We start from the raw sequence: 21,951 nt of genomic DNA on the forward strand, positions 1-21,951 counted from the left end.
TCGACGATGTTCTTGGCGGTGTCCTTGACCAGCTGGAGCTGCTCCTGGGGCGTGTTGCCCAGGGCGTTGCCGCCCAGCGCGATGACAACGGACTTGCCGTCACCCTTCTGATAAGGCATAGCTTCTCTCTTTCTTTCGATAACGAAAACACAGGCCGACAGCCGAAAGAGCTCGGCATCGAAAGCATACGAACCGTAGCGTCCCATGAAAAGACATAAAGGGGTTTATGCAAGCGAACAGCGGCAGCAAGCCGAGCGCTCCTGCCCGTAAACCGAATTAAACCTCGCAGGTGAAACGCCGGTTTTCGGCAAGACCGGCCGCCTCCTACCCCTCTTTCGGCATTCGATTCGATGCATGCACACATCTCCCTCGGCAGATCCGTCCGGATGCGATCGGATCTTCATTCTCGATCGCATCCGGGAAATCAGAAGCCGGCTACACTTGATTGACTAGTTTGAAAACCTTCTCTTTTTCCCCTCTGAGAAAATGAACGATGTTCTCGCAGCTCAAACGCTCAAGATCTTCAATAGCCGTGGTTGAATAGAACGCAGAATGCGGCGTGATGACAACGTTGTCTCGACCAACCAGCTTATTGGATGCCAAATCGGGCGTTTCGTCATACAGAACGTCGGCACCGAACGCGCGTACTCGTCCTTCATCAAGAGCCTCGACAAGAGCGTCTTCGTCCACGCACAAACCGCGGCCAAGGTTGATGAACAAAGGCTTGCGAACCATGCGGGCAAACGCCGCAGCATCGAAATAGCGCTCGTTGTCGTCGGTCAAGCACATGTGGTTCACGATAATGTCAGACTCCGCAAGCAGTTCGTTCTTGTCGACCTGCGTCACCCCTCGCTCAACAAAATCCGCATTGGGCGCATAAGGATCGCATGCGATTATCCTTTTCACCAGTCCCGATGCCTTCTCGGCCGTGCATTTCCCTATTTTTCCAAACCCAACGATGCCAAGCACCTGATCTTCGAGACGAGGCCACTGAGGCGCTGCCGCATAATCCCATTTATGACGTTCGTCAATTTCCTTTTGGTAGAACTTGAAGTGCTTGTTGAGCGCACTCATGTAAGCGATGGCGCTCTCCGAAACGTCCCATGTACAATACTCGCCCACAGGGCACACCCCAATGCCGCGCTTGGTCGCCTCGTCCAAATCAACTTGATCGAACCCCGTCGAATTCAACGACACCACCTTGAGTCGAGAAGCATGATCCATGGCCTCAGCATCCACCGGAACGAATGCCGTAAGCAGCGCGTCAGCATCAGCTAAATGCTCGTAGAATTCGCCACGCTTGCCGTCTTCGTACTCGTACACCTCAACATCTACATCAGAGCCAAGACCCGTCTTCAGCGTTTCAATTTCCAAGGTATGATCAGGCATCATGCAATCTGGATGATCGCAAATCAGAACTTTCATAAATGCTCCGCCTTCCTGAACGACGCCATTACGGACGCTCGATGGGCTGCGTGAGGCAGTGGGGGCCGCCACCCGCATGGAGGATCTGGTCGAGCGGCACGTCGATCACGTCCAGGCCCAATGCGCGCATCTTGTCGTTGATGTGCTTGTTCTTCTCGATGGCGATGACCTTGCCGTCGCCGATGCACTGCACGTTGCAGCCGTGCTTGTACATGTCCTCGCTAGCCACGGGGATCAGCTCGAAGTTGCGGCGCTTGAGCATCTGCAAGAAGTTGTAGGGAAGCTGGTCGATGCAGGCCAGCGCCACCTGTGGGGCCACGATGTTGAAGATCATATCGAGGTGCAGGTTGTCCGGCGGACACGGCACGCCCACTACGGTGTAGCCAAGCTTCTGCAGTTGATCGCGCAGATTATCGACGCCAGCCTGGTCAGTGCGGTCCACCTGGCCCCACGCCAGCGTGTGCTCGTCGATCATCCAGAAGTCGCCGCCCTCCATGCAGCCCGCGTTCACGCGCGCCACGATGGGAACACCCATCTCCTTGAGCTTGTTCTCGTACGCCACGGCCTCGACCTGGCGAACCGGATGACGGAAGTGGCCGATCACAGCGCCTTCCTTGATCATGCAGCCGTAGTCGCGGGCGAACGTCATCACCTCGAACTCGGGACGCGCTTCCACTTCCACGACCTCGATGCCGTTGGCTTTGTAGGCATCCACGAGCATCTGCCACTCGGCCACCATGACGTCGTTCTTCTCTTGGTCGCCCTTCTTCATCCACTCGGCGGTGATCACATTGATGCCGTTGAACTGGTAGTAGCGCGGCGAGCACATCATCACTTTCTTTAGGGGATTCGTCGCGTTGGACACGTACACTTTCTCTTCAGCCATGGGAGGCTCCTTTCGTTGGTATGTTCGCGAAGATCGTCTGGGAACCGGAGCACGCGAGGTGCCCCGAGAAAGCGGAGGATTACAACATCACGGCCACAGTAAGGAACACGCAGCACACGAAGAACAGGAAGCCCACGATGGGCGCGGCTTTCTTCACCCAATCGCCGTAGCTCATATGGGCGGCCGAAGTGCAGGTCATCACCACGATCGAAGTAGGCGAGATCATCTTGGCCAAACCGAGCGCCATGCAGTAGATGGTCACCATGATGGCCACGTCCACGCCGGCGAACTGCGAGAGCGCCGCCATGATGCCCATGGTCGCAGCCGCCAAACCCGTTGACGACGGGATGAGGCATGCGATGAGAAAGTAGCAAATCAGCGCTACGATCACGAACGCAACGGGAGGCAGGGCCGACAGCGTGTTCTCGCACATGTGCAGGATGGTGGGCGTGATCTGGCCGCCGTCCATCACCACCTGGATGCCTCGCGCCAGCGGCACGACGAACGCGGTGGAAACCAGACCGGCAGCACCCTTGATCAGCGTGTCGATGATCTTGTCGGCTTTGTAGCGCATGACGATGCCGGCGAGCAGCGTCATCACCATCACGAGCATGGCGATCTCGGGGAAATACCACGAACCGAACGGCGTGATATCGCTTCCTAGCACCTCGCGCAGCACCGGCGTGACCCCGATCCACGCGACGAACTGCTCGAAGAACGTCCAATCCGGGTTGATGGACGTCCACGGCACGCACCCTACTACCATGATGGCGAACGTGAGGACAAAGATGGCCAGCACGCCTTTCTGACGGCCCGACAGATCCAAGTTCTCGTTGGTAGAAACCGGGAACTCGATGAGGTCGAGCTTCCGGCGGAAGAACTGGACCGATTTCTCAGGGTACGCCTTCACTTTGTCGGCATAGCGGTTGATAATGAGGATTACAAGCGCAGTAAACACTACGAGCATCAGCACGCGCATGCCCATGCCGTCGCCGGCCGAGATACCCGCGATGCCCGACGCTATACCCGTAGCGAACGGGTTCACCGTCGAGGCCAAACAGCCGGCTTGCGTGCCCAGCACCACGATCATGATGGCCACTACGGTGTCGAGCCCGAGCGCCAGGATCACCGGCACGAACATGAGGAAGTACACGATGCCTTCCTCGTAGGCACCTTCCAAGGTACCGAGGAACGACATAAGGCACACGAGGATACCGATGAGCAGGTGCATGTTGTTCTGGTTCTTCATGGTGATGCGCTTGAGCGCCGTCTTCACCGCACCGGTCTCCTCCATCATCTCGAGGAAGCTGCCAAACAAGAGGATGGTGAGCGAGATGGCGATGGCGCCGCTGATGGCACCCGAACCCAGCATGCCCGTGATGGGCGCCATGAGCACGTCCCACAATCCCTGGGGGTTCGACTCGACGATGTGGTATGTCCCCGAAATAGCATCGCCGTTGGCGTTCAGTTCGTACGCGCCGCCCGGCACGAACCAACTGAGCACGGCGATAAAGCAGATGACCCCGAACAAGATGACGTACGTGTTCGGCATCTTGAATTTCTTCTTGCCCTTCGCGGGCTCATTGTCTGACATGGAAGCTCCTATCTTCGACGCTTCCGGCGTATCAGGGCGCAGCCCCAAGGGCGCCGCCGAAGCGAATCCTTGCAGGCCGCGCTGCCGTGGGGCCCTGCGCAGAACCCCACGGCGTGCCGGGATGCCGTATTAGACGCGGGGAATGTACAGGTCGCCCAGAGTTGCCGCCATGATGGCCTTGATGGTATGCATGCGATTCTCGGCCTGCTGGAACTGGCGTCCATGATCGGAATAGAACACCTCGTCGGTAACTTCCATTTCTTTGACGCCGAAGCGCTCGGCTATATCGGCAGCGTATTCGGTATCGGCGTTGTGGAAGGCCGGCAAGCAATGCAGAAAAATGTAGTCGGGATTCTTCACGTGCGACAACAGGCTGGCATTCACCTGGTAGGGAGACATGAGCTTCACGCGCTCGGCGAACTGAGACTCTTCGCCCATGGCCGCCCACACGTTCGTGTAGATGGCATCCGCGTTCTCCACGGCCTCAATCGGGTCATTCGTTACGGTGATGGTGGCCCCGCTTTCGGCAGCGAAAGCCCGGGCCAATTCAACGATGGCCGGGTCGGGTTCGAGCTCGGCCGGCGTGGCATTATAATAATTCACACCCAAGATAGCACTTGTGATCATAAGGGAGTTCTGCACGTTATTGCGCCCTTGGCCGCAGTAGGCCAGCGTAAGACCCTCCAACTTGCCGAAGTTTTCCTTCATAGTCATGAAGTCAGCCAGCATCTGCGTGGGGTGCTCTTTGTCGGTGAGGCCATTCCATACCGGCACGCCGCTGTACTTTGCAAGGTCTTCGACATGCTCCTGCGCGAACCCGCGAAACTCGATGCCGTCGAACATGCTGCCCAGTACGAGCGCGGTGTCGCGCACCGTTTCCTTCTTGCCCAGCTGAATATCGTTCTTTCCCAGATATTCAGGGTGCGCACCCAAGTCGATACACGCAGTAGTGAACGCAGCGCGAGTGCGGGTGGATGTCTTCTCGAACAGAAGCGCAATGTTCTTGCCCGCCAGATAATGATGCTCGACATTGCGCTGCTTCAAATCCTTGAGATGCTCGGCGAATCCGATGAGATACATCAGCTCGTCTTTCGTGTAGTCCCTCGTGGAGAGGAGGCTGCGTCCTTGGAATACCGACTTAGTCATGTAGTGCTCCTTTCGTTGGATGCCTCTGCGTCCCAATCCCCGACGGACGTCGCACCCGATTGGCACGACCCCTCCTGGCAGGCCAGGTACTGCATGCATCATACGAAGCGGTGGAGCAACCTCCCACTGGACGAAAGGACAAAACTGGAACCAACTGCTTTGTTCGCCTGAACAAACAATTCTGAACAGCAAAAATCTAGGATGGGGTACAAGGCGGGTTCTTCCAAAGAAGCGGAGGTCGCACATGGCTCTTTCGTCTATCGACTACGTCATCATCGCGCTGTACTTTGTCGCCATCGTAACCATCGGCTTCGTAGCCGCACGATTCACGAAAACCCAAGAAGATTATCTGGTTGCAGGCAGACGACTATCGTTTCCCCTGTTTTTTGGATGCATGGCGGCGCTTACGTTAGGAGGCGGATCCACTATCGGCAGCGCCCAACTGGGCTACCAGTTCGGATTCGGCGGCATATGGCTCAACCTGAGCATTGGATTCGGATTGATCGTCGCAGGCTTTCTCGTAACAAGCAAGCTGTCAAAATTACGTGCGCTCAGCGTGAACGAAGTAGTGGAAAGCAGCTACGGGCCCACAGCCCGCGTATTCAGCTCCGTCCTCACCCTCATATACACGCTCACCCTCAGCGTAGTCCAAGTCATATCCATAGGCACGATCATCAACGGAACCATTGGGCTCGATCCTACGTTGTCGATGGCGCTAGGCGGCGGCATCGTAATACTGTACACATTCGTAGGAGGAATGTGGTCGGTCACCATGACCGATATCGTGCAGTTCGTTGTGAAGACCATTGGCATTCTCATCCTTGCACCTCTTTTCTGCATCTCAGCCGCCGGAGGCTGGGATGCGCTGGTAAGCAAGGTGCCCGAAGCGTACCTTTCAGTGGGAAGCATGGGGTTCGACAAAAGCTTCTCCTATATCGTGTTATACGTTCCCGGGCTTATCATCGGCCAAGACATCTGGCAACGCATATTCACTGCAAAAGACGAAAAAGTATCGAAGCGGGGCACAATCGGAGCCGGCCTTTACAGCATCATGTACGCGTTCGCCACGGTGATCGTCGGCATGAGCGTAGCAGTACTTCTGCCCCATCTGGACAATCCGCAGAACGCATTCGTAACCGGAATTTCCACATTTCTGCCCGTAGGGATCCGCGGACTTGTTTTGGCAGCTGCCATGGCCGCCACGATGTCGGTTTCTAGCGGCACGATCCTCGCATCGTCCACTATCCTGTACAACGACCTGTACGTACGCTTCGGCGGAAAGCGATCCCGTCATCTGCGGGAAGTTACGGCAACTCGCCTATCCGCCCTCGTCATAGGCATCATCGTAATGATCTGCTCCCTATGGATAAACGATGTTCTCGTTGGGATCGATATCTGCTACGGATACCTATCGGGATGCGTGTTCGTGCCTCTCGTGGCAAGCTTCGTATTGAAACGATTCAGCCCGAGGGCAGGTCTATACGCATTGGGGGTAAGCTCGGTCGCAGTTACCGTGAGCTTTCTGGCGGTGGGAACGGCAAGCTCCATTCCCATTGTAGCCGGAATGGGGTCGGGCCTGATTGTTTACACAATCGCCAACGCCGTCAGCAAGAAAAAAATCCCATCCCCCTTGCACGAAAGACTTCCCGAAAACATCAAGAACGGCGCCGACCGACTAAAATAAGAAATCAAACAGAATCTCTTTCGGGAAGAAACACAAGATCGAGCAAACCGACGAACGCTTTATCGTCCTCATGAGGAATGCCCAGCACAGCTTTCATTTTCCGCATGCGGTAACGTATCGTATTGGGATGTTGGTGCAGTTCTTCCGCTATCGTCTTGACATCTCCATGCCGCATCACCAACGCTTCGGCCGTGTGAACAAGCTCGGTTCCGTGCTTCTTATCGTAATCGGAAAGCATGGCTCGATACAACGCGCTTGCGCTCATAAACAAACGATCGTAGCGCACGGCATGAGCAAACGCTGCAACATGCAGCTCCGACCAGCGAATCAGATGCTGGCCGCAGCGACGTGCGCTATCCGCAGCTGCGAGCGCTTGACGGATGCCAACATCCCCGTCGCCCAAATGAACCGCTTCGCCTACGCCAACATGCAACCCCTCTTCCAGTCCGGTCATTGAAAGACATCGCTTTTCGGCGGCCAACCGCTCCTCGTCGCCCACGAAACCGTAGGATACGAAAGCAAGAATATGATCGTGGTAGCGACATGCGCCCACAGATTCCACTGCATAGCATTCCGCTTTCACCGCGTCCAGCGACGAGGACACCGAGTCGAGCATGGCGTAAAACGAGCAGGTGTCACCCGCACGCAGGGCAAAAGCGAAGCACTGAAGCATAGAGCCGGTCGTGCCGACGATAGCGCTCAACCTTGTACGGATGCGATCGTCATCGTGGGCCGCAAGCAGCTCATCCAAAGCCCTTCCCTTGTCCAGCTCCGCCCGATCCCTTCGAATCAGGTCAAGCGATTGGTACGCCACCGTCTCATGGTAGGCACCATCGTACAAATAGACGGGGACGCCGCGCTCCTCGCTCTCCTTGCGGACAGCGTCGCTGATGGGAGGGTCGTACACTGTCTTGATCGCAATAGCGGCAACATCTCTGCGCAGCATAGCCAAGAGCGATTTTTCTGCAAGCTCAGGATTGCCATATGCGAAACCAAGATTCGTGAGGATGAGTTCTCCCGGAACGTAAACCCTGTAGTCGTTGTAATCGGGAGGGCAGTCCAGAATGCCGACATTGCGAACCTCCCGCTGCTGGGACCCTTCACAAGGCGCAATCAGATCTACGCTCTTGAACGCTGGCAACGCAACGATGTCCGCAACGGTAACCAAGAATCCTCCGCCTCACCCGCACGAGAAGTGACTATCAAGAAGATACGATGGCTCGCATGATACCGCATCGCGAAGAGTAAGCCTCGATGGCAAAACGAGTTTAACGAAAATTGCCTATACCGTCTGACAAGCAGGAAAATCAACGCGCACGGTGATAACCGCATGCGAGAAAACAAGGACTCGAGCGAAGCGACCGCCTTTTCAGCCGCCTCCTACCCCTCTTTCGGCATCCTCCACAACAGGACGAAGCCCACGATGAACAAGACCGCCACGGACAGCACGCCTACCGACGAATTCCCGGTCATCTGCGTGAACACGCTCACCAGAAGCGTGCCCATAACAGCAGCGTACTTGCCGAAAATATCGAAGAAGCCGTAATACTCGTTCGCATGCTCCTTCGGTATGAGCTTGCCGAACTCAGAGCGGGACAGCGCCTGGATGCCACCCTGGAACAGACCCACGCACACGGCCAGAATCCAGAACTGCAGCGCCTCGCGCAGGAAGAACGCGGCGAACAGCGTGATGCAGAAGTACGCGAACACGGCGACCAGCAGCATGCGCTTCGTTCCGAACTTCGTGGAAAGCCGCCCGTAGGCGATGGCCGACGGAAACGCCACGAACTGCGTCAGCAGCAGCGCAAGCACCAAATGCGTAGAGTCGATTCCCAGGTCGGTACCGTAGCTGGTCGACATCTTGATGATGGTATGCACGCCGTCGATGTAGAAGAAGAACGCCAGCATGAAGTACCGCAGGCGCCGGTCGCGCACGATGTTCTTGAGCGTTTTCCACAACCCCGAGAACGTATCCCGGAACACGCGCTTCGCACGCTCCTTGTAGTGCGTCTGATGCACGTCGCGCACCAACGGAACACTAAACGCAACCCACCAAGCCGCCGTAATGACGAAGGCGATCTTCATGCCCGTCATCATGTCGATCCCTATGAACGATCCGCCCAGCACTACCGCCAAGCATGCAATGAACGGAATGCACGAACCGATGTAGCCCCAAGCGTAGCCCTGCGACGACACCTCGTCGTAGCGCTCTTCGGTGGTAGCGTCCACCAAAAACGCGTCGTAGAACACCATCGACCCGTTCACCATAATGGATGCCGCCACGTACACGATCAAAAACGGAAGCGCCTCGGTGGGAATGCCCAACGCCGCGCACGCCACGGCGCCCGTGCCCACGAAGCCGATGAAAAACTTCTTCTTGTTGCCCTTGAGGTCGGCCAAGCTGCCCAAGATGGGCATGAGCAGCGCCAACAGCAGCGCCGCCACGGTTTCCGCATAGCCCCATGCCACGACCACCGACGAGCCCGGCTCGGCAAGCGTTGCGAAGTACACGGGAATGAGCGCCGTCGACAGCATGATGAACGCTGAATTTCCCACGTCGTAGAGAATCCAGCTTCGCTCTTGCTTGGTCAGCTTTCCGAACATGCAGCGCCCCCCTGTAAGGTTTTCCACAAGTGAAAACCGACGGTTAACAAGTACCCGCACATTGTATATGATAGCGCGTAGCGTCATCGGTAAAATCAAGGTCAGAAACGGAGTTCACGCTATGCCGGCTATCATCACGCATGACTTTTTCGGACGAGACGTGTACGACCGTCTGTTTTCCCTTATCGGCGGCTCGCGCGACGAAGCCGACGCCTTCCTTCTGGGCAACCAGGGCCCTGACCCGCTGTTCTACACCGTCATCAGCCCCGGCCTGAGGTCGCACAATCGCCTGGGCAACACCATGCACAGCGAAAAGCCCGCCGAACTGCTCAAAGCGTTCAAAGACTCGCTCTCGATCCTCAGCAGCGCCGAGCTGCCCGTGGGCCGCGCGTACGCGCTGGGCTTCCTGTGCCACTACACGCTGGATTCCACCATGCACCCGTTCGTGTTTTTCCACGAGTACCGCCTGTGCGACGCCGGCGAACCCGGCCTGTCGCGCGAAGACGGCTCCGAGGTTCACGGCGTCATCGAAAGCGAGCTCGACGAGCTGGTTCTGTTCAAGAAGCGCGGGGTTACCGTTGCCGCGTTCAATCCCTCCGAGGAAATCCTCAAAGCAAGCGACTTCGCGCTGAACGTAATCTCGAAGATGTTCGCCTACGCTGCCCTCAACGTGTACGGCGCGATCGTTCCCGCCGACCTGTTCGAGCGAGCCGTGAAGAACTTCCGCCTGGTCCAACGCGTGTTCTATTCTCCCACCGGAGCCAAGCGCGCCGTGGCGGGACGCCTGGAACGAATTCTGCGCCCGCACTCGTTCTTCCAGTCTATGAGCCATCGCCCGATCGAGCTGACGGAAAGCCCGTTCGACAACCGGCAGCACCGCCCCTGGGAGAACCCCTTCACGGGAGAGGTGCGCACGGTCGGCTTCTGGGACCTGTACAACGAAGCGCTCGAAAAAGCATACGGGAACATCTCCGCGTTCGACCGGGAAAGCTTCAACCTGGAAGATGCTCGCACCCTGACCGACAACCTGGACTTTTCGGGCGAGCCGACGGTAGCGGTGCTCGTTTCCGTCGAAGACGGCGCGAAAGACGAAGCTCCTTCCACCTCGTTTGCGGACGCGTAAGCGCCCATGCTGGAAGTAGTCCTCGCCATCCCCTTCTGGCTCGAGCTTGCCGCATCGTTGACCGGCGGGCTGTCCGGCGCCATGAGCGCCGTACGGGCGCGCTACGACATATTCGGCGTGGTGTGCATCGCCATCATCACCGGTCTTGCCGGCGGCATCATGCGCGACGTGCTGCTTCAGAACTACGGCATTTACGCATTTCAGAAACCTACGCTTATCATAGCCTGCGCCGTTGCGGGCGTGGTGGTGTTCTACTTCGGCAAGCTGGCTACGTACTTGGACCCCGTAGTGGATCTTCTGGACAACCTGTCCGTAGCCCTGTGGGCCGTCATCAGCGTGGGCAAAGCCACGTCGGCCGGGCTCGACATCGTGCCCGCTATCATCTTGGGCACCATCACCGCTGTGGGAGGCGGCATCCTGCGCGACATTTGCATGAATCGGGAGCCGGAAGCGTTTCAGGCAGGAGCCCTGTACGGCAGCGCGGCGCTGGTAGGCAGCATCGTGTACGCAGTGCTGCACCAAAACCATATCCTGGATCATTATGCGGAAATCATCTGCGTGACCATCGTTTTGGGACTTCGCTACGCGTCGCTTTTCTTCGGATGGCGCACGCAAGAGCCGCGCGATTACTCGGACGTGGTGGCAAGCGCCGTGGCTCGTCCTGTGAAGTCGGTCGCCCGCCGCGTGCGGCCGCCGAAGGGAAAGATCGAACGCGAGCGCGAGCGCAAAACGGCATACGACAAGCTGCGTCGCCTTTGGCGAGCGCCGGGCAGCACGTCGCCGTTGCCGCCCGTAGCGAATACGACGAACGCCGACGGCAACGGGGCCGCAGCATCGACGCCGTCGCAGGCCAGCGACCCCAGCGACCGCATCATCGTCAACCGGGAAGAGCTGCGCCGCTTCATCGACAGCACCGGGGGATCGAACGACGAAGACGAGCGCGACCCCTTCGAGCCGCGCTCGTAGAAGCAAGCGCCCGCACGCCTTGCAGGCGCGAACTCGCCGACAAAGCCGATGCCTCGCCGGCGAGCTTGTTCGCTACACGTTTTTCAGCAGCACCGTGTTCATGGTGTCGGCAACATGCTCGCATGCGTCGCAGCAGCGCTCCATGCGGTCGAAGATCTGGGACCACACCAGCACGCGCATGGGGTTTTCGCGGTCGTGCGTATGCAGCTTGCGAATGACCTGCAGGTACAGCTGGTCGGCCTCTTCCTCGTACGTGTTGACGTCCACGATCAGCTGCTTGAACTTCTTGGACTTCTTGAAGTTGCGGAAATCCTCCATGGCCGTGTCCAGAGCCTCGCAGCTCTTCTTGATCAGACAGGCGAACTCGAGTGCGTCATGGTGCATGAAGTGCACGTCGTACATGTAAAAACGCTGGATCACGTCCTCGATGTAGTCGATGATGTTGTCCAAAAACTGCGACATGTCGATGATGTCCTCGCGCTCGATAGGCGTGATGAAGTCGGTGGCAACCGTCCTGAAAATCGCATGGTTGATCTCGTCGCCCTCGTGCTCGAGCTCATGCGCGCGCTCCATGGCGCCTCTCAGGTTCTCAGCCTCCGTGAACTTCTCGATTGCTTCGATCAGCAAGTCGGCTTCCTGCATGGCCAACTTGGTCTGCTTCTCGAACGCGTCAAAGTAATCGAACTTTTCCTTCTTGGCCATAAGGGCCTCCTTACGAGAACATCAGGAACAAGTGAGCGAACACGAACCCAAGCAAACCGCAGCCCGGAAACGTAAGTACCCACGTCTTCACCATTTCGACGGCAATTCCCCACTTCACGGCACTTTTTCGCTTTGCCGCGCCCACCCCCATGATAGCCGTCGTGTTCGTATGGGTAGTAGACACCGGAAGCCCGGCGAACGTGGAGAGCATAAGACAGAAAAACGTCGCGCAACTGGCAGCGAACCCTTGGAAGGGCTCCAGCTTGACCATGTCGACCCCGACGCTTTTGATGATGCGCTCGCCGCCTACGGCGGTGCCCAATCCCATGTTGAGCGCGCAGAAGAACATCAACCAGATGGGAAGGACCATTTGATCGGCTTGGCCCACGCCGGTTGCCAACGTGATGGCAAGAACGAAGATGCTCATGAACTTTTGGCCGTCTTGCGCACCGTGCATGAACGCTACGCCCGCGCCCGAAATCACCTGAGCCCACCGAAAGCAAGCCGCGCTTCGATGCCGATCTCTGTTGCGGCATACGCGGCCAATGATTTTGGAGTTCGCCCACCCCAGAAAAAAGCCCAGCAACGTGGACAAAAGAATGCCGTATACGACCTTCATCCACTCCCCGCCGTTGATGGCCCCGAAACCGCCCTGCAACGCAATGGCGGCGCCCGTCAGCCCGGCGATGAGCGAATGACTCTGGCTGGTGGGGATGCCGAAGTACCACGCCGTTGCGCCCCAAACGATAATGGCCACCATCGCGGCCATAAGCGCAATGAGCGATTGGCGGGCATCTCCCCCGAAATCGACCATGTTGAATATGGTGTGGGCAACCGCCGACGTGAACAGGGAGATGACCAGAAGGCCCAGGAAGTTGCAGATAGCCGCCATAAGGATAGCGTGCTTCGGCTTCATGGCGCGCGTCGACACCACGGTTGCGATAGCGTTGGGAGCGTCGGTCGCGCCGTTGACGACGATCACGCCGATATTGAGCAGGGTCACCGCCACCAGCACCGGGTTGGAGGCGAGCTCGGCCACAAATGCAGCCCACTCTATGGTCACAAGTTCCCTTTCAACAAACCAGTAAAAAGGCTCAGCAACTCATCAGTTTAACGTAAATCTGACAAACCGAAAGGGTCTTAACCCGCTTTCCACGTCCTATTTCGTATCCAGAAGTAAAATAAACGTAAAAGGCATCCGGGAAAACCCGCATTATCGGCTCTGCCTTCGCTCGCACGAACGCTCCGTGATAGAGTAAGCAGTTCAATAGGGATTTCGAGTGCCGCGCACAACGCGAAGCCGAGTCCGCTTTGACGAGCGTCCGCCGGCAAACCGCTGCGGCGGCACCCCAAGGGGGAGGGGTATCGAACATGGAAAAACGCCTGCATCTGCCTTTGCAGACAGCCGACCTGATCGCCGGATTCATGGTGTGGGTGGTCTTGTCGTCGCTGCTTCCCTCCATCAAGCAAGATATCGCGATCCCGTCCGATGCGATCGCGCTGGTGACCGCCATCCCCGTCGTGCTGGGAAGCGTCCTGCGCGTGCCGTTCGGCTACTGCGCGAACCGCTTCGGCGCGCGAACCGTGTTCCTTGCCAGCTTCGCGGCGCTGCTGGTTCCCGTTTGGCTTCTGAGCGAAGCCACCACCTACCAGGAACTGCTGGTAAGCGGCACGTTCCTGGGCATTGCGGGAGCCGTGTTCTCCGTGGGCGTCACCTCGCTGCCCAAATACTACCCGAAAGAACGACACGGGTTCGTGAACGGCGTATACGGGTTCGGCAACATGGGAACGGCGCTGACCACCTGGCTTGCGCCGGTTGCGGCGTTGGCGCTGGGATGGCGCGGGGCCGTCAAGCTGTACCTGGTGCTGCTGGCCGTGTTCGTGATCCTGAACCTTGCGCTGGGCGATCGCAGCGAGCCTCGCGTGAAGACCCCCATCGTGCAGCAGATGAAGCAGATCGGCGCAGATGCACGCCTGTGGATCCTCTCGCTGTTCTACTTCGTGACCTTCGGGGCGTTCGTAGCGTTGACGGTGTATCTGCCGAACTTCCTCACGTCGCACTACCTTCTTGACGGCGTGAGCGCAGGAGCCGCCACCTCGATCTTCATCGTGACTGCCGCAACGGTTCGCGTCTTGGGCGGGTGGCTGGCCGATCGATTCGACTGCTACAAGCTGCTGGCCTGCGTATTCGTTGCGCTCGCAGCAGGTGCGGCCGTGCTGGCGCTGGCTCCCGGGCTGCCGGCGTACCTTGGAGGCATCTACCTGATCAGCATCGCCTGCGGCATCGGCAACGGAACGGTGTTCAAGCTGGTGCCGCTGTACTTCACCAAGCAAGCCGGGCCGGCAAACGGCATCGTCTCCATGTGGGGAGGTTTGGGCGGCTTTTTTCCGCCCCTGGTTTTATCAGCGTCCATGGCGGCCTTCGGCACGAACGCGCCCGGCCTTGCCGCTTTCGGCCTGTTCGCGCTCGCATGTCTAGCACTATCGCTGAAGATGAAGCAAAGCAGCAGGTAAAGCGGAGCAGAAGGACGGGGCCGCCGAGGCGAGGCATGAGCCTCTTCGCTCGGCGGCCCCGTCCAGCCTTGCTTCCTTACGCGTAGAACGCGAATACGCGCTTGCGCTCGTTGCCGATCTTGGTCAAAGCCTCGTGCCCTGGCAGAACGACCGTCTCGTCGGGCAGCGCCGCCAAACGCTTCAGGGAGCGGCGCATGGCGTTCATGTCGCCACCCTGGAAATCGGTCCGGCCGATGGATCCACAGAACAGCGTATCGCCCGAGATCAGCACCGGATCCCCCGCAGGATTCGTGCCGAACTGAGGGTCGAGGAACAAGCACATGCTGCCCTCGGTGTGGCCGGGGGTGACCAGCACCTTCCACGGCATGGAGCCGATCTTCACGATGTCTCCGTTGCTGACAACATGATCGACCGGGCACGGCTCGGTGCGCATGTCGTCGCGCGGCAGCTGCTTCTTGCCCTCGATGATGGGCGCGTCGATCGCCGACGCGATGACGGTTGCGCCGGTTTTGTCGCGCAGCTCCTTCGCCGCCCCCACGTGATCGGAGTGGCGATGCGTCAAAACGATGGCATCGACCGTACGATTGCCCACCGCCTTCAAAATCTCGTCGGCCTTGCAGGAAGGATCGACCACGATGGTGGCCTCTCCGTCCGAGATGATGTACACGTTGTTGCCCAGCATGCCAAGCGTCACGAACTCGACGGGCACGCACGTGCTCTTGACCTTCTTCACCTGAGCCATGGACGGCCTCCTTTACTTTTTCTTTCCGTTGCCCTGCTTGGGCACCATGCGGCGAGCGTCGAACACGCCCTCGATGCCGCGCAGCTTGCTCAAAATGGTATCGATATGGTTGATGTCCGAAACCTGGAACAAAAAGCGCATCTCCGCCATGCCGTCGCGATGAGCCGTGACGGAGCAGTTCAGCACGTTCGCTCCCATTTCGGACAGCACCACGGTCACGTCGCGCAGCAGGTTCATGCGATCGAGCGCGTCAAGAAACACCTCCACCTTGAACGACGTGTTCTTGGGAAGGTCGCGCTCCCACGCCACGTCGATGATGCGCTCCGGCGATTGCTTGAGGTCGGTTGCGTTCGGACAATCCGCGCGGTGCACCGACACGCCGCGCCCGCGCGTCACGAAGCCCAGAATCTCGTCGCCGGGCACCGGGTTGCAGCAGCGCGACAAGCGAACCAGCACGTCGTCGATACCCTTCACCACCACGCCGTTGCTGGTATGGGCTTCGTGCTTTTTCGGACGCTTCACCGACGTCAGCATGGGCGGCAGCTTGCCCGTGGACATATCGGATGCGCCGAAGCCGAGCGTCTCAGCCTCTTCGTTGCCCTTGTCCACCAAGATCTTGAGCAGGCGGTTCGACACATGCTGGGCGCTTTCCTTGCCCGTGCCGATGTTCACCAGCATGTCGTCGGGATCGTTGTAGCCCATGTGATCGGCAACGCTCTTGATGGCGCGCATCGACTGGGCGCTCGAAATGCCCAGGCCGTGCTTGCGCATCTCGCGCGTCAGCTTGTCGCGGCCGTTCTGCAAATCGTCCCCGCGGCTCACCCGGCTGAAGTACGACCGAATTTTGCTGCGCGCGCTCGGCGTCTTCACGATGTTGAGCCAGTCGCGCGAAGGGCTTGCGCTCTTCTGCGTGAGAATGTCCACGCGGTCGCCCAGCTGCAGCTCGTACGTTAGAGGCACGATGGCGCCGTTCACCTTCGCCCCAACGCAGTGGTTTCCCACCTCCGTGTGGATGGCGTACGCGAAATCGACCGGAGTCGATCCGGCTCGCAAGCTCATGACCTCGCCCTTCGGCGTAAAGACGAACACCTCCGTAGGCGCCAGGTCAACCTTGAGGTCCTTCAGGAACTCGCGCGAGTCCTGCGACTCGTCCTGCCAGTCCACCATCTGGCGAAGCCACGCCAGCTGCTGGTCGATGGCGTCGCCGCCCTTGCCGCCCTTCTCCTTGTAGCGCCAGTGGGCAGCCACGCCGTATTCGCTCTGCCGATGCATGTCCTCGGTGCGAATCTGCACCTCAAGCGGCCGACCGGCAGGGCCGATGACCGTGGTGTGCAGGCTTTGGTACATATTGAACTTCGGCATGGCGATGTAGTCTTTGAAACGCCCCGGCATGGGGTGCCACAGCGTGTGTACCGCGCCCAGAGCCGAATAGCAGTCCTTGACCGACTTCACGATCACGCGCACGGCGATCAGGTCGTAAATCTCGGAGAAGCCCTTGCCCTTCTTCGTCATCTTCTGGTAGATGGAGTACAGGTGCTTCGGGCGGCCCATGATCTGCGCCTGGATGTTCACCTTGCCCATCTCGTCGTGCAGGATGCCGATGATCTGGTTGAGGTAGTCTTCCCGTTCGGCACGGCTTTCCGTAACCATGCGGCTGACCTGCTTGAACTTGTTGGGTTCCAGATAATAGAACGACAGGTCCTCAAGCTCCCACTTGATGGAGTTGATGCCCAGGCGGTGGGCGATGGGCGCGTAGATCTCCAGGGTTTCGCGCGCTTTGAAGATGCGGCGGTCCTCGCGCAGTGCGCCCAGCGTGCGCATGTTGTGCAGGCGGTCGGCCAGCTTGATGACGATCACGCGGATGTCCTTGCTCATTGCCACGAACATCTTGCGAATGGTGGCCGCCTGCTTGTCGGACAGGCTCTCCACCTCGATGCGGGTGATCTTCGTCACGCCCTCGACCAGCTGCGACACCTGGTCGTTGAACTCTTCGGCCACCTGGGCGGCGGTCACGCTGGTATCCTCCACGGTATCGTGGAGCAACGCGGCAATGAGCGTTTCCACGTCCATGCGCAAATCGGCCAGGATAATGGCCACTTCCACGGGATGGGCCACGAACGGCTCGCCGCTTTTGCGGCACTGGCCTTCGTGCGCGTCGCTTGCGAAGCGGAACGCCTTGGCAAGAAGAGCCTCGTCGGCTTCGGAAAGATACGTCGAGGTCAAACGCTGAAGCTCGATGAAGCGGTCCTCGGGAGTATGCGACGCTTGAGCGTCCTTCTTCGCTTCGGGAGCGAACGATTTCTCGGCCACATGCGGACGGCCCAGCAGATTGTCCTCGACCGTCTGCCTGCCCGTCGATTTCGGGGCCTCGCCCAGCAGCTCTTCGCGATCGTTCTTAGTCATCGTCGCCCTCCTTTCCATGCAGCGCCTTGCCCGGCAAAATGGGCCGGGAAACGCGTATATGCAGGCTAGCAGAATCGCTCTTCATCGCCCAGTCGCGGAACGCGTGAAATATCTCGCGCTCCCCCAAACCTTCGCGATAGCGAACGCTGTCCGTCAACTCCACTTTATCCTGCGTGTCCTTCACGTGAATGGATCGCGCCATCCCGTCGGCGCCGAACGCCGTATGGGTCTCGATGAGGCCCAGCTCGCGGAACACCGCCACGCCGCATGCTGCGGAAGCGGGGCTCACCGGGAAGACGTCCGTGCTGGCAGCGGCGGCCAAATCGGCGTTCCCCAAGGTGAAGAACGTATCGGAACTTTCGCGCTGCAAGCTGCGCAGCTTGCGGTACACCTGCGCCAAGCAATCGTGGTCGGGAGTCATGTCGCGCAAGATGCTCTCGTTGATGGAGCAATCGTTGCGCCCGAACAGCAGGTGAACGCTCGCACCCTGCCCGTCGCGCCCCGCACGGCCGCTCATCTGGTTGAACTCTATCTCGTTGAACGGCAGATGGTACAGCACCACATGGCGAATGTTGGGAATGTCCACGCCCTCGCCGAACGCGCTCGTGGCCACCAGCACGCTCAGCGCATCGGTGCGGAACAGCTCCTCGATGCGCTTGCGCTCGCTGCGCGAAAGGCCCGCGTTGTAAAAGCCGATGAGCGGCGCCACCTGCGGCACGCGCTTGCGCAAGCTGCGCGCAACGGCCACGGACTGCTCGCGCGAGTTCACGTAGATGACCGTCTTTTCGCCCGACGCCACCAGATTGGCCAGGTAGTCGTCGCGATTGCGCAGGTTGCGCCGGTCGTCCACCGCCAGGTTCGGACGATCTGCGGTGTCGAACACGCAGGAATCGATGGGCAGCTCGCGCTCGATGGCGGCGGTCACGTCGTCGTCGGCCGTGGCGGTAAGCGCCAGCACCGTGGGGGCGGGGCTTCCCAGCTTCGCAATGGCGGCGCCAATGGTGGCGTAGGCAACGCGCTGCCCGGCTTTCGCCAAGCCCACGTGGTGGGCCTCGTCCACCACCACAAAGCGAACGCGACCCGTAGCGGCAAACTCATCCGCATGCCACGCCAGGAACTCGGGCGTGGTCAGGGCGATATCGTACATGCCGTCAGCCAATCCAGCGAACGCCTGACGACGCTCTTCGGGCGTGCTCTCGCCCGTGAGCGTGACCACGCGCACACCGAACGCATCCAGCGCTTCGCGCAGATGAAACGCCTGATCGGCAATAAGCGCGCGCAAGGGATACACGAACAGGCTCACCTCGTGGTTCGCCAGCGCGCGCATGGCGGCGTGCACTTGGAAGGTCAGGGACTTGCCGCGTCCCGTCACCATCACGCCAAGAACCGAACGTCCCGCGTCCAGGTGGTCCAAGATGTCGCGCTGGGCGTCGTGCAGCCGACGGTCGCCGATGATGGCGCGCACGATATCGCGCTCCAAACCCTCGGGATCCTCGACGGCCTTGGCCTCCCAGAACGCACGGTTCTTCTCGAGCGCAGCCTCGTACGCTTCCACGTCCTCGGGACGATGCTGCACGTTGGCGCACAGCTCCGCATCGCTCGTGGCATACAGATCGGCCACGAAGCTGAGGTTTTCAGGGTTGAGGCACGCTTCCAGCGCGCCACACGTACGCGCAGGAGCCAGCGACTGGAGCATGGCCTTCACCGATTTGCGGCCGCGCCATTCGTCGATCTGCACCTCGAACGCGGCGTTCACCACGCTGTCGGTGCGCATGAGCGTTTCGATGTCCGAGCAATGGAACATGATGCCGGCCACCGTGGCTCGCCCGTCCGTGAGCGAGCACGAGAAGTGGTTCTTCTCGGCGCCGACCGCGCGCGCGTTCACCAGCGTCACGTCGCGCGCCAAGTACACGGGCACCGGATGCTCCTGACCGAACGGAGCAAGCTTGTCCAGCTGAGCCACGCTTTCCAACGTCAGCTCGTCCAGGCTCACGCAGGCGTCGATCTTCACAAGCGGATGGAACGCGCCCTCGGGCAGCTCGTCCATGTAGGCGCACAGGCGCCGCTCGAATTCGGGGAGCTTGTCGGCCGGCAGCGTCACGCCCACGGCGGCCTCATGCCCGCCGAAGCGCGTGAGCAGGTCGGATGCGCTTTCCACGGCCTTGAACAGGTTCACCTGGCCCACGCTGCGACCGCTGCCGCGCGCCTCGTCGCCGTCGATGGTGAACAGCAGGCTGGGCACGCCGTACGTGTTGACCAGGCGGCTTGCCACAATCCCCTTCACGCCTTCGTGCCAGCTTTCGCCCGACACCACAAGCGCCCGCTGGCCCTGGTACACCTCTGCGGCGCGGGCTTTCGCGATCTCGGAAAGCTCCGCCTCGATGGCACGGCGCTGGTCGTTCACGTGCTCGAGCTCGGCCGCCAAGCGATTGGCCTCTTCGAAGTCATCGGTCATGAGCAGATCAAGCGCCAGTTGCGCGTCGCCCATGCGGCCGGCGGCGTTCAGACGCGGAATGACCGAGAAGCTTAAATTGGTGGCGCTGATGGGCTTGTCGATGGCGCCGCTGGTGGCAAGGAGCGCCGCGATGCACGGGCGGGGCGCCTTGTTCATGCGCGCGATGCCGTCTGCCACGAGCGCGCGGTTCTCGCCGCGCATGGGCATGAGGTCGGCCACCGTTCCCAGGGTGGCGAAGTCGGTGTAGTCCCGCCACAGGTGCGGCTGCCCCAGGCGACCGCCCAGCACCTGCACCAGCTTGAGAGCCACGCCCACGCCGGCAAGAATGGCGCTGGGGCAGGCAGGATCGCATTTGGGATCGGCCACGGGCACGCCTTCGGGCACCAGGTCAACCGGCTCGTGGTGGTCGGTGACGGCCAGGCCGAGACCGGCCTCCACCACCATGGCCGCCTCCGCTTTGCAGGCGATGCCGCAGTCCACGGTCACGATGAAGTCCGGGCCGAACGAGCACGCGCGCAAAAACGCCGCCTCGGACAGCGCGTAGCCTTCCTCGAAACGCAGGGGAATGAACGGCGTAGCCTGCGCGCCTAGGGCGCGCAAACCGCGAGTGAGCACCGTGGTGGCCGAAATGCCGTCCAGGTCGAAATCGCCGAACACCAAGATGTGGTCGCCGCGCTTGACAGCGGCCTCCAGAGCGTCGGCCACCTCGGACAACCCGGGAATAATGTACGGGTCAAGCCAATCGCGCTCGATAGAGGGCGCAAGGAAGCGACGGACGTCTTCGGGGCGCTCGATGCCGCGCGCGACGAGCGTGGCCGCGATGAAGCGCGGCAAGGCCAATTCGCGTTGCAATAGATCCACGGAAGCGGGATCGGCCGCTTTAATGTTGAACTGGGCAGACATGATTCTGATACCTAACGTGCGAAGTTTCGAATAGTTCGCCTGCCATTGTCCCACATTCGAGAAGGCGTGTCACCGCCGAAGGCGCAGGCGGCGGCACGGCCCACGCACGGCGCGCCCCGAAAAGATCGCGGTAGCGTCAGCCTTTCGCCAGCGGAGCAACCACGAACGATACAACCAGGTAGATACCCAGGATGATGGCAAGAACAATGCCCGCGCGTCGATCAAGCTTGGCGTCCTCGCTCAAGGGCTCGCTATCTTGCTGAGATCTTTTCCGAATCGCACGATTATCGCGCCAGGTAGCAAGGCATGCCCACGCGCAGGAACCCACGATACCCCCAATAGCCGCGAATATCGCAATGCCTACGAAGTCGAAACCTCCCAGTTCGCGCACGTACGTCGACCCCAGCAGGAGCAAAAGCGCCGCCGTGCACACCAGCATGACCGCCGACATACGCTTGCCCAACCGCTTCTGTTCAGGTGAAGCAAGCTCTTCGTCGGTAGCCATGGTGTTTCCCGCAATCGACCGCAGCCACCGCCCATGCCAGTAGTTCCAGGCCAGCGCCAAGAACAGAGCGCATACCAGCAGCACCAGGATCGTCCCTACCATGAGTTCGCTCATCCGCTTCACCTCCGCTTCTTGCTTCTTCTATAAGTAAGTATATCAAAGTAAGATAAGGCAACCTTGCTGCGGCGCGGAAACGGACCGATTCACCACACGCACGACGGCGAAAACAGGAGGTCGCCCTGTCGTTGCGGGCCGCGCAACAGGCGCGTTCGCCGACGGGGGGGGCGAACCGTCGCGCG

The 21,951-nt window shown here is 59.8% G+C and carries 16 protein-coding genes and 1 pseudogene; 4 read left to right on the plus strand and 13 right to left on the minus strand.

The window, feature by feature from the left end; translation table 11 throughout:
• From LQE90_RS11925 to argF, 5 genes and pseudogenes are all read right to left on the minus strand, one after another.
• Positions 1-119, minus strand: a pseudogene (locus tag LQE90_RS11925) (carbamate kinase); the annotation flags it as partial.
• A 316-nt stretch (positions 120-435) separates the two neighbouring features.
• On the minus strand, positions 436-1,503 hold the full coding sequence (locus LQE90_RS11930) for a hydroxyacid dehydrogenase (protein WP_231088332.1): 1,068 nt from the start codon (positions 1,501-1,503) through the stop codon (positions 436-438).
• Positions 1,454-2,311, minus strand: a complete 858-nt coding sequence (locus LQE90_RS11935; RefSeq protein ID WP_216529959.1) for a dimethylarginine dimethylaminohydrolase family protein — start codon at positions 2,309-2,311, stop codon at positions 1,454-1,456. Before LQE90_RS11935 ends, LQE90_RS11930 begins: the two co-directional genes overlap by 50 nt.
• Before the next feature lie 79 nt (positions 2,312-2,390).
• Positions 2,391-3,905: a YfcC family protein gene (locus tag LQE90_RS11940; protein ID WP_216529960.1), complete on the minus strand. Its 1,515-nt coding sequence runs from the start codon at positions 3,903-3,905 to the stop codon at positions 2,391-2,393.
• A 129-nt stretch (positions 3,906-4,034) separates the two neighbouring features.
• The gene (gene argF, locus LQE90_RS11945) at positions 4,035-5,051 is read right to left on the minus strand and encodes an ornithine carbamoyltransferase (RefSeq protein WP_114567343.1); all 1,017 of its coding nucleotides are present in this window, start codon (positions 5,049-5,051) and stop codon (positions 4,035-4,037) included.
• A gap of 244 nt (positions 5,052-5,295) precedes the next feature.
• Here argF and LQE90_RS11950 point away from each other — a divergent pair, with 244 nt between their 5' ends.
• On the plus strand, positions 5,296-6,735 hold the full coding sequence (locus tag LQE90_RS11950; RefSeq protein WP_216529961.1) for a sodium:solute symporter family protein: 1,440 nt from the start codon (positions 5,296-5,298) through the stop codon (positions 6,733-6,735).
• Between the two features lie 4 nt (positions 6,736-6,739).
• Here the strand turns inward: LQE90_RS11950 and LQE90_RS11955 are convergent, their stop codons facing one another.
• The gene (locus LQE90_RS11955; RefSeq protein ID WP_500797190.1) at positions 6,740-7,681 is read right to left on the minus strand and encodes a helix-turn-helix domain-containing protein; all 942 of its coding nucleotides are present in this window, start codon (positions 7,679-7,681) and stop codon (positions 6,740-6,742) included.
• A 434-nt stretch (positions 7,682-8,115) separates the two neighbouring features.
• Entirely contained in the window at positions 8,116-9,339 is a 1,224-nt protein-coding gene (locus LQE90_RS11960; protein ID WP_114567346.1) for an MFS transporter, read from the minus strand.
• Positions 9,340-9,460: 121 nt separating this feature from the next.
• Between LQE90_RS11960 and LQE90_RS11965 the strand changes: the two genes are divergently transcribed.
• Positions 9,461-10,462: a zinc dependent phospholipase C family protein gene (locus tag LQE90_RS11965; RefSeq protein WP_216529962.1), complete on the plus strand. Its 1,002-nt coding sequence runs from the start codon at positions 9,461-9,463 to the stop codon at positions 10,460-10,462.
• Between the two features lie 6 nt (positions 10,463-10,468).
• Positions 10,469-11,428, plus strand: a complete 960-nt coding sequence (locus LQE90_RS11970; RefSeq protein WP_216529963.1) for a trimeric intracellular cation channel family protein — start codon at positions 10,469-10,471, stop codon at positions 11,426-11,428.
• A 72-nt stretch (positions 11,429-11,500) separates the two neighbouring features.
• Here LQE90_RS11970 and LQE90_RS11975 read toward each other — a convergent pair whose 3' ends face one another.
• Entirely contained in the window at positions 11,501-12,130 is a 630-nt protein-coding gene (locus LQE90_RS11975; protein ID WP_114567349.1) for a DUF47 domain-containing protein, read from the minus strand.
• Between the two features lie 10 nt (positions 12,131-12,140).
• Positions 12,141-13,193, minus strand: coding sequence for an inorganic phosphate transporter (locus tag LQE90_RS11980; protein ID WP_114567350.1), 1,053 nt, complete (start codon positions 13,191-13,193; stop codon positions 12,141-12,143).
• A gap of 308 nt (positions 13,194-13,501) precedes the next feature.
• On the opposite strand from LQE90_RS11980, the gene LQE90_RS11985 reads away from it, so the two are divergent.
• Positions 13,502-14,644 (plus strand): MFS transporter, encoded by a 1,143-nt coding sequence (locus LQE90_RS11985; protein WP_216529964.1) that lies wholly within the window; start codon positions 13,502-13,504, stop codon positions 14,642-14,644.
• A 76-nt stretch (positions 14,645-14,720) separates the two neighbouring features.
• On the opposite strand, the gene LQE90_RS11990 is transcribed toward LQE90_RS11985, so the two are convergent.
• The 4 genes from LQE90_RS11990 to LQE90_RS12005 form a co-directional block, all read right to left on the minus strand.
• Entirely contained in the window at positions 14,721-15,386 is a 666-nt protein-coding gene (locus LQE90_RS11990) for an MBL fold metallo-hydrolase (RefSeq protein WP_114567352.1), read from the minus strand.
• Positions 15,387-15,398: 12 nt separating this feature from the next.
• Positions 15,399-17,789 carry a RelA/SpoT family protein gene (locus LQE90_RS11995; protein ID WP_114567353.1) on the minus strand — a complete coding sequence of 797 codons (2,391 nt, stop codon included), beginning with the start codon at positions 17,787-17,789 and terminating at the stop codon, positions 15,399-15,401.
• A complete protein-coding gene (gene recJ, locus LQE90_RS12000) occupies positions 17,782-21,147 on the minus strand; it encodes a single-stranded-DNA-specific exonuclease RecJ (RefSeq protein WP_114567354.1) in 3,366 nt (1,121 codons plus the stop codon). Before recJ ends, LQE90_RS11995 begins: the two co-directional genes overlap by 8 nt.
• A gap of 136 nt (positions 21,148-21,283) precedes the next feature.
• Positions 21,284-21,766, minus strand: a complete 483-nt coding sequence (locus LQE90_RS12005; protein ID WP_216529965.1) for a DUF3784 domain-containing protein — start codon at positions 21,764-21,766, stop codon at positions 21,284-21,286.
• Between the last annotated feature and the right edge of the window lie 185 nt (positions 21,767-21,951).

The organism is Paraeggerthella hominis (assembly GCF_021044775.1).
Taxonomy (GTDB): domain Bacteria; phylum Actinomycetota; class Coriobacteriia; order Coriobacteriales; family Eggerthellaceae; genus Paraeggerthella; species Paraeggerthella hominis.

What these genes read in the sequence shown, in the direction of transcription:
- LQE90_RS11930 (WP_231088332.1), bottom strand. Translation starts at nt 1,503, where the DNA reads ATGCGGGTGGCGGCCCCCACTGCCTCACGCAGCCCATCGAGCGTCCGT.
- LQE90_RS11935 (WP_216529959.1), bottom strand. Translation starts at nt 2,311, where the DNA reads ATGGCTGAAGAGAAAGTGTACGTGTCCAACGCGACGAATCCCCTAAAG.
- LQE90_RS11940 (WP_216529960.1), bottom strand. Translation starts at nt 3,905, where the DNA reads ATGTCAGACAATGAGCCCGCGAAGGGCAAGAAGAAATTCAAGATGCCG.
- argF (WP_114567343.1), bottom strand. Translation starts at nt 5,051, where the DNA reads ATGACTAAGTCGGTATTCCAAGGACGCAGCCTCCTCTCCACGAGGGAC.
- LQE90_RS11950 (WP_216529961.1), top strand. Translation starts at nt 5,296, where the DNA reads ATGGCTCTTTCGTCTATCGACTACGTCATCATCGCGCTGTACTTTGTC.
- LQE90_RS11955 (WP_500797190.1), bottom strand. Translation starts at nt 7,681, where the DNA reads ATGCTGCGCAGAGATGTTGCCGCTATTGCGATCAAGACAGTGTACGAC.
- LQE90_RS11960 (WP_114567346.1), bottom strand. Translation starts at nt 9,339, where the DNA reads ATGTTCGGAAAGCTGACCAAGCAAGAGCGAAGCTGGATTCTCTACGAC.
- LQE90_RS11965 (WP_216529962.1), top strand. Translation starts at nt 9,461, where the DNA reads ATGCCGGCTATCATCACGCATGACTTTTTCGGACGAGACGTGTACGAC.
- LQE90_RS11970 (WP_216529963.1), top strand. Translation starts at nt 10,469, where the DNA reads ATGCTGGAAGTAGTCCTCGCCATCCCCTTCTGGCTCGAGCTTGCCGCA.
- LQE90_RS11975 (WP_114567349.1), bottom strand. Translation starts at nt 12,130, where the DNA reads ATGGCCAAGAAGGAAAAGTTCGATTACTTTGACGCGTTCGAGAAGCAG.
- LQE90_RS11985 (WP_216529964.1), top strand. Translation starts at nt 13,502, where the DNA reads ATGGAAAAACGCCTGCATCTGCCTTTGCAGACAGCCGACCTGATCGCC.
- LQE90_RS11990 (WP_114567352.1), bottom strand. Translation starts at nt 15,386, where the DNA reads ATGGCTCAGGTGAAGAAGGTCAAGAGCACGTGCGTGCCCGTCGAGTTC.
- LQE90_RS11995 (WP_114567353.1), bottom strand. Translation starts at nt 17,789, where the DNA reads ATGACTAAGAACGATCGCGAAGAGCTGCTGGGCGAGGCCCCGAAATCG.
- recJ (WP_114567354.1), bottom strand. Translation starts at nt 21,147, where the DNA reads ATGTCTGCCCAGTTCAACATTAAAGCGGCCGATCCCGCTTCCGTGGAT.
- LQE90_RS12005 (WP_216529965.1), bottom strand. Translation starts at nt 21,766, where the DNA reads ATGAGCGAACTCATGGTAGGGACGATCCTGGTGCTGCTGGTATGCGCT.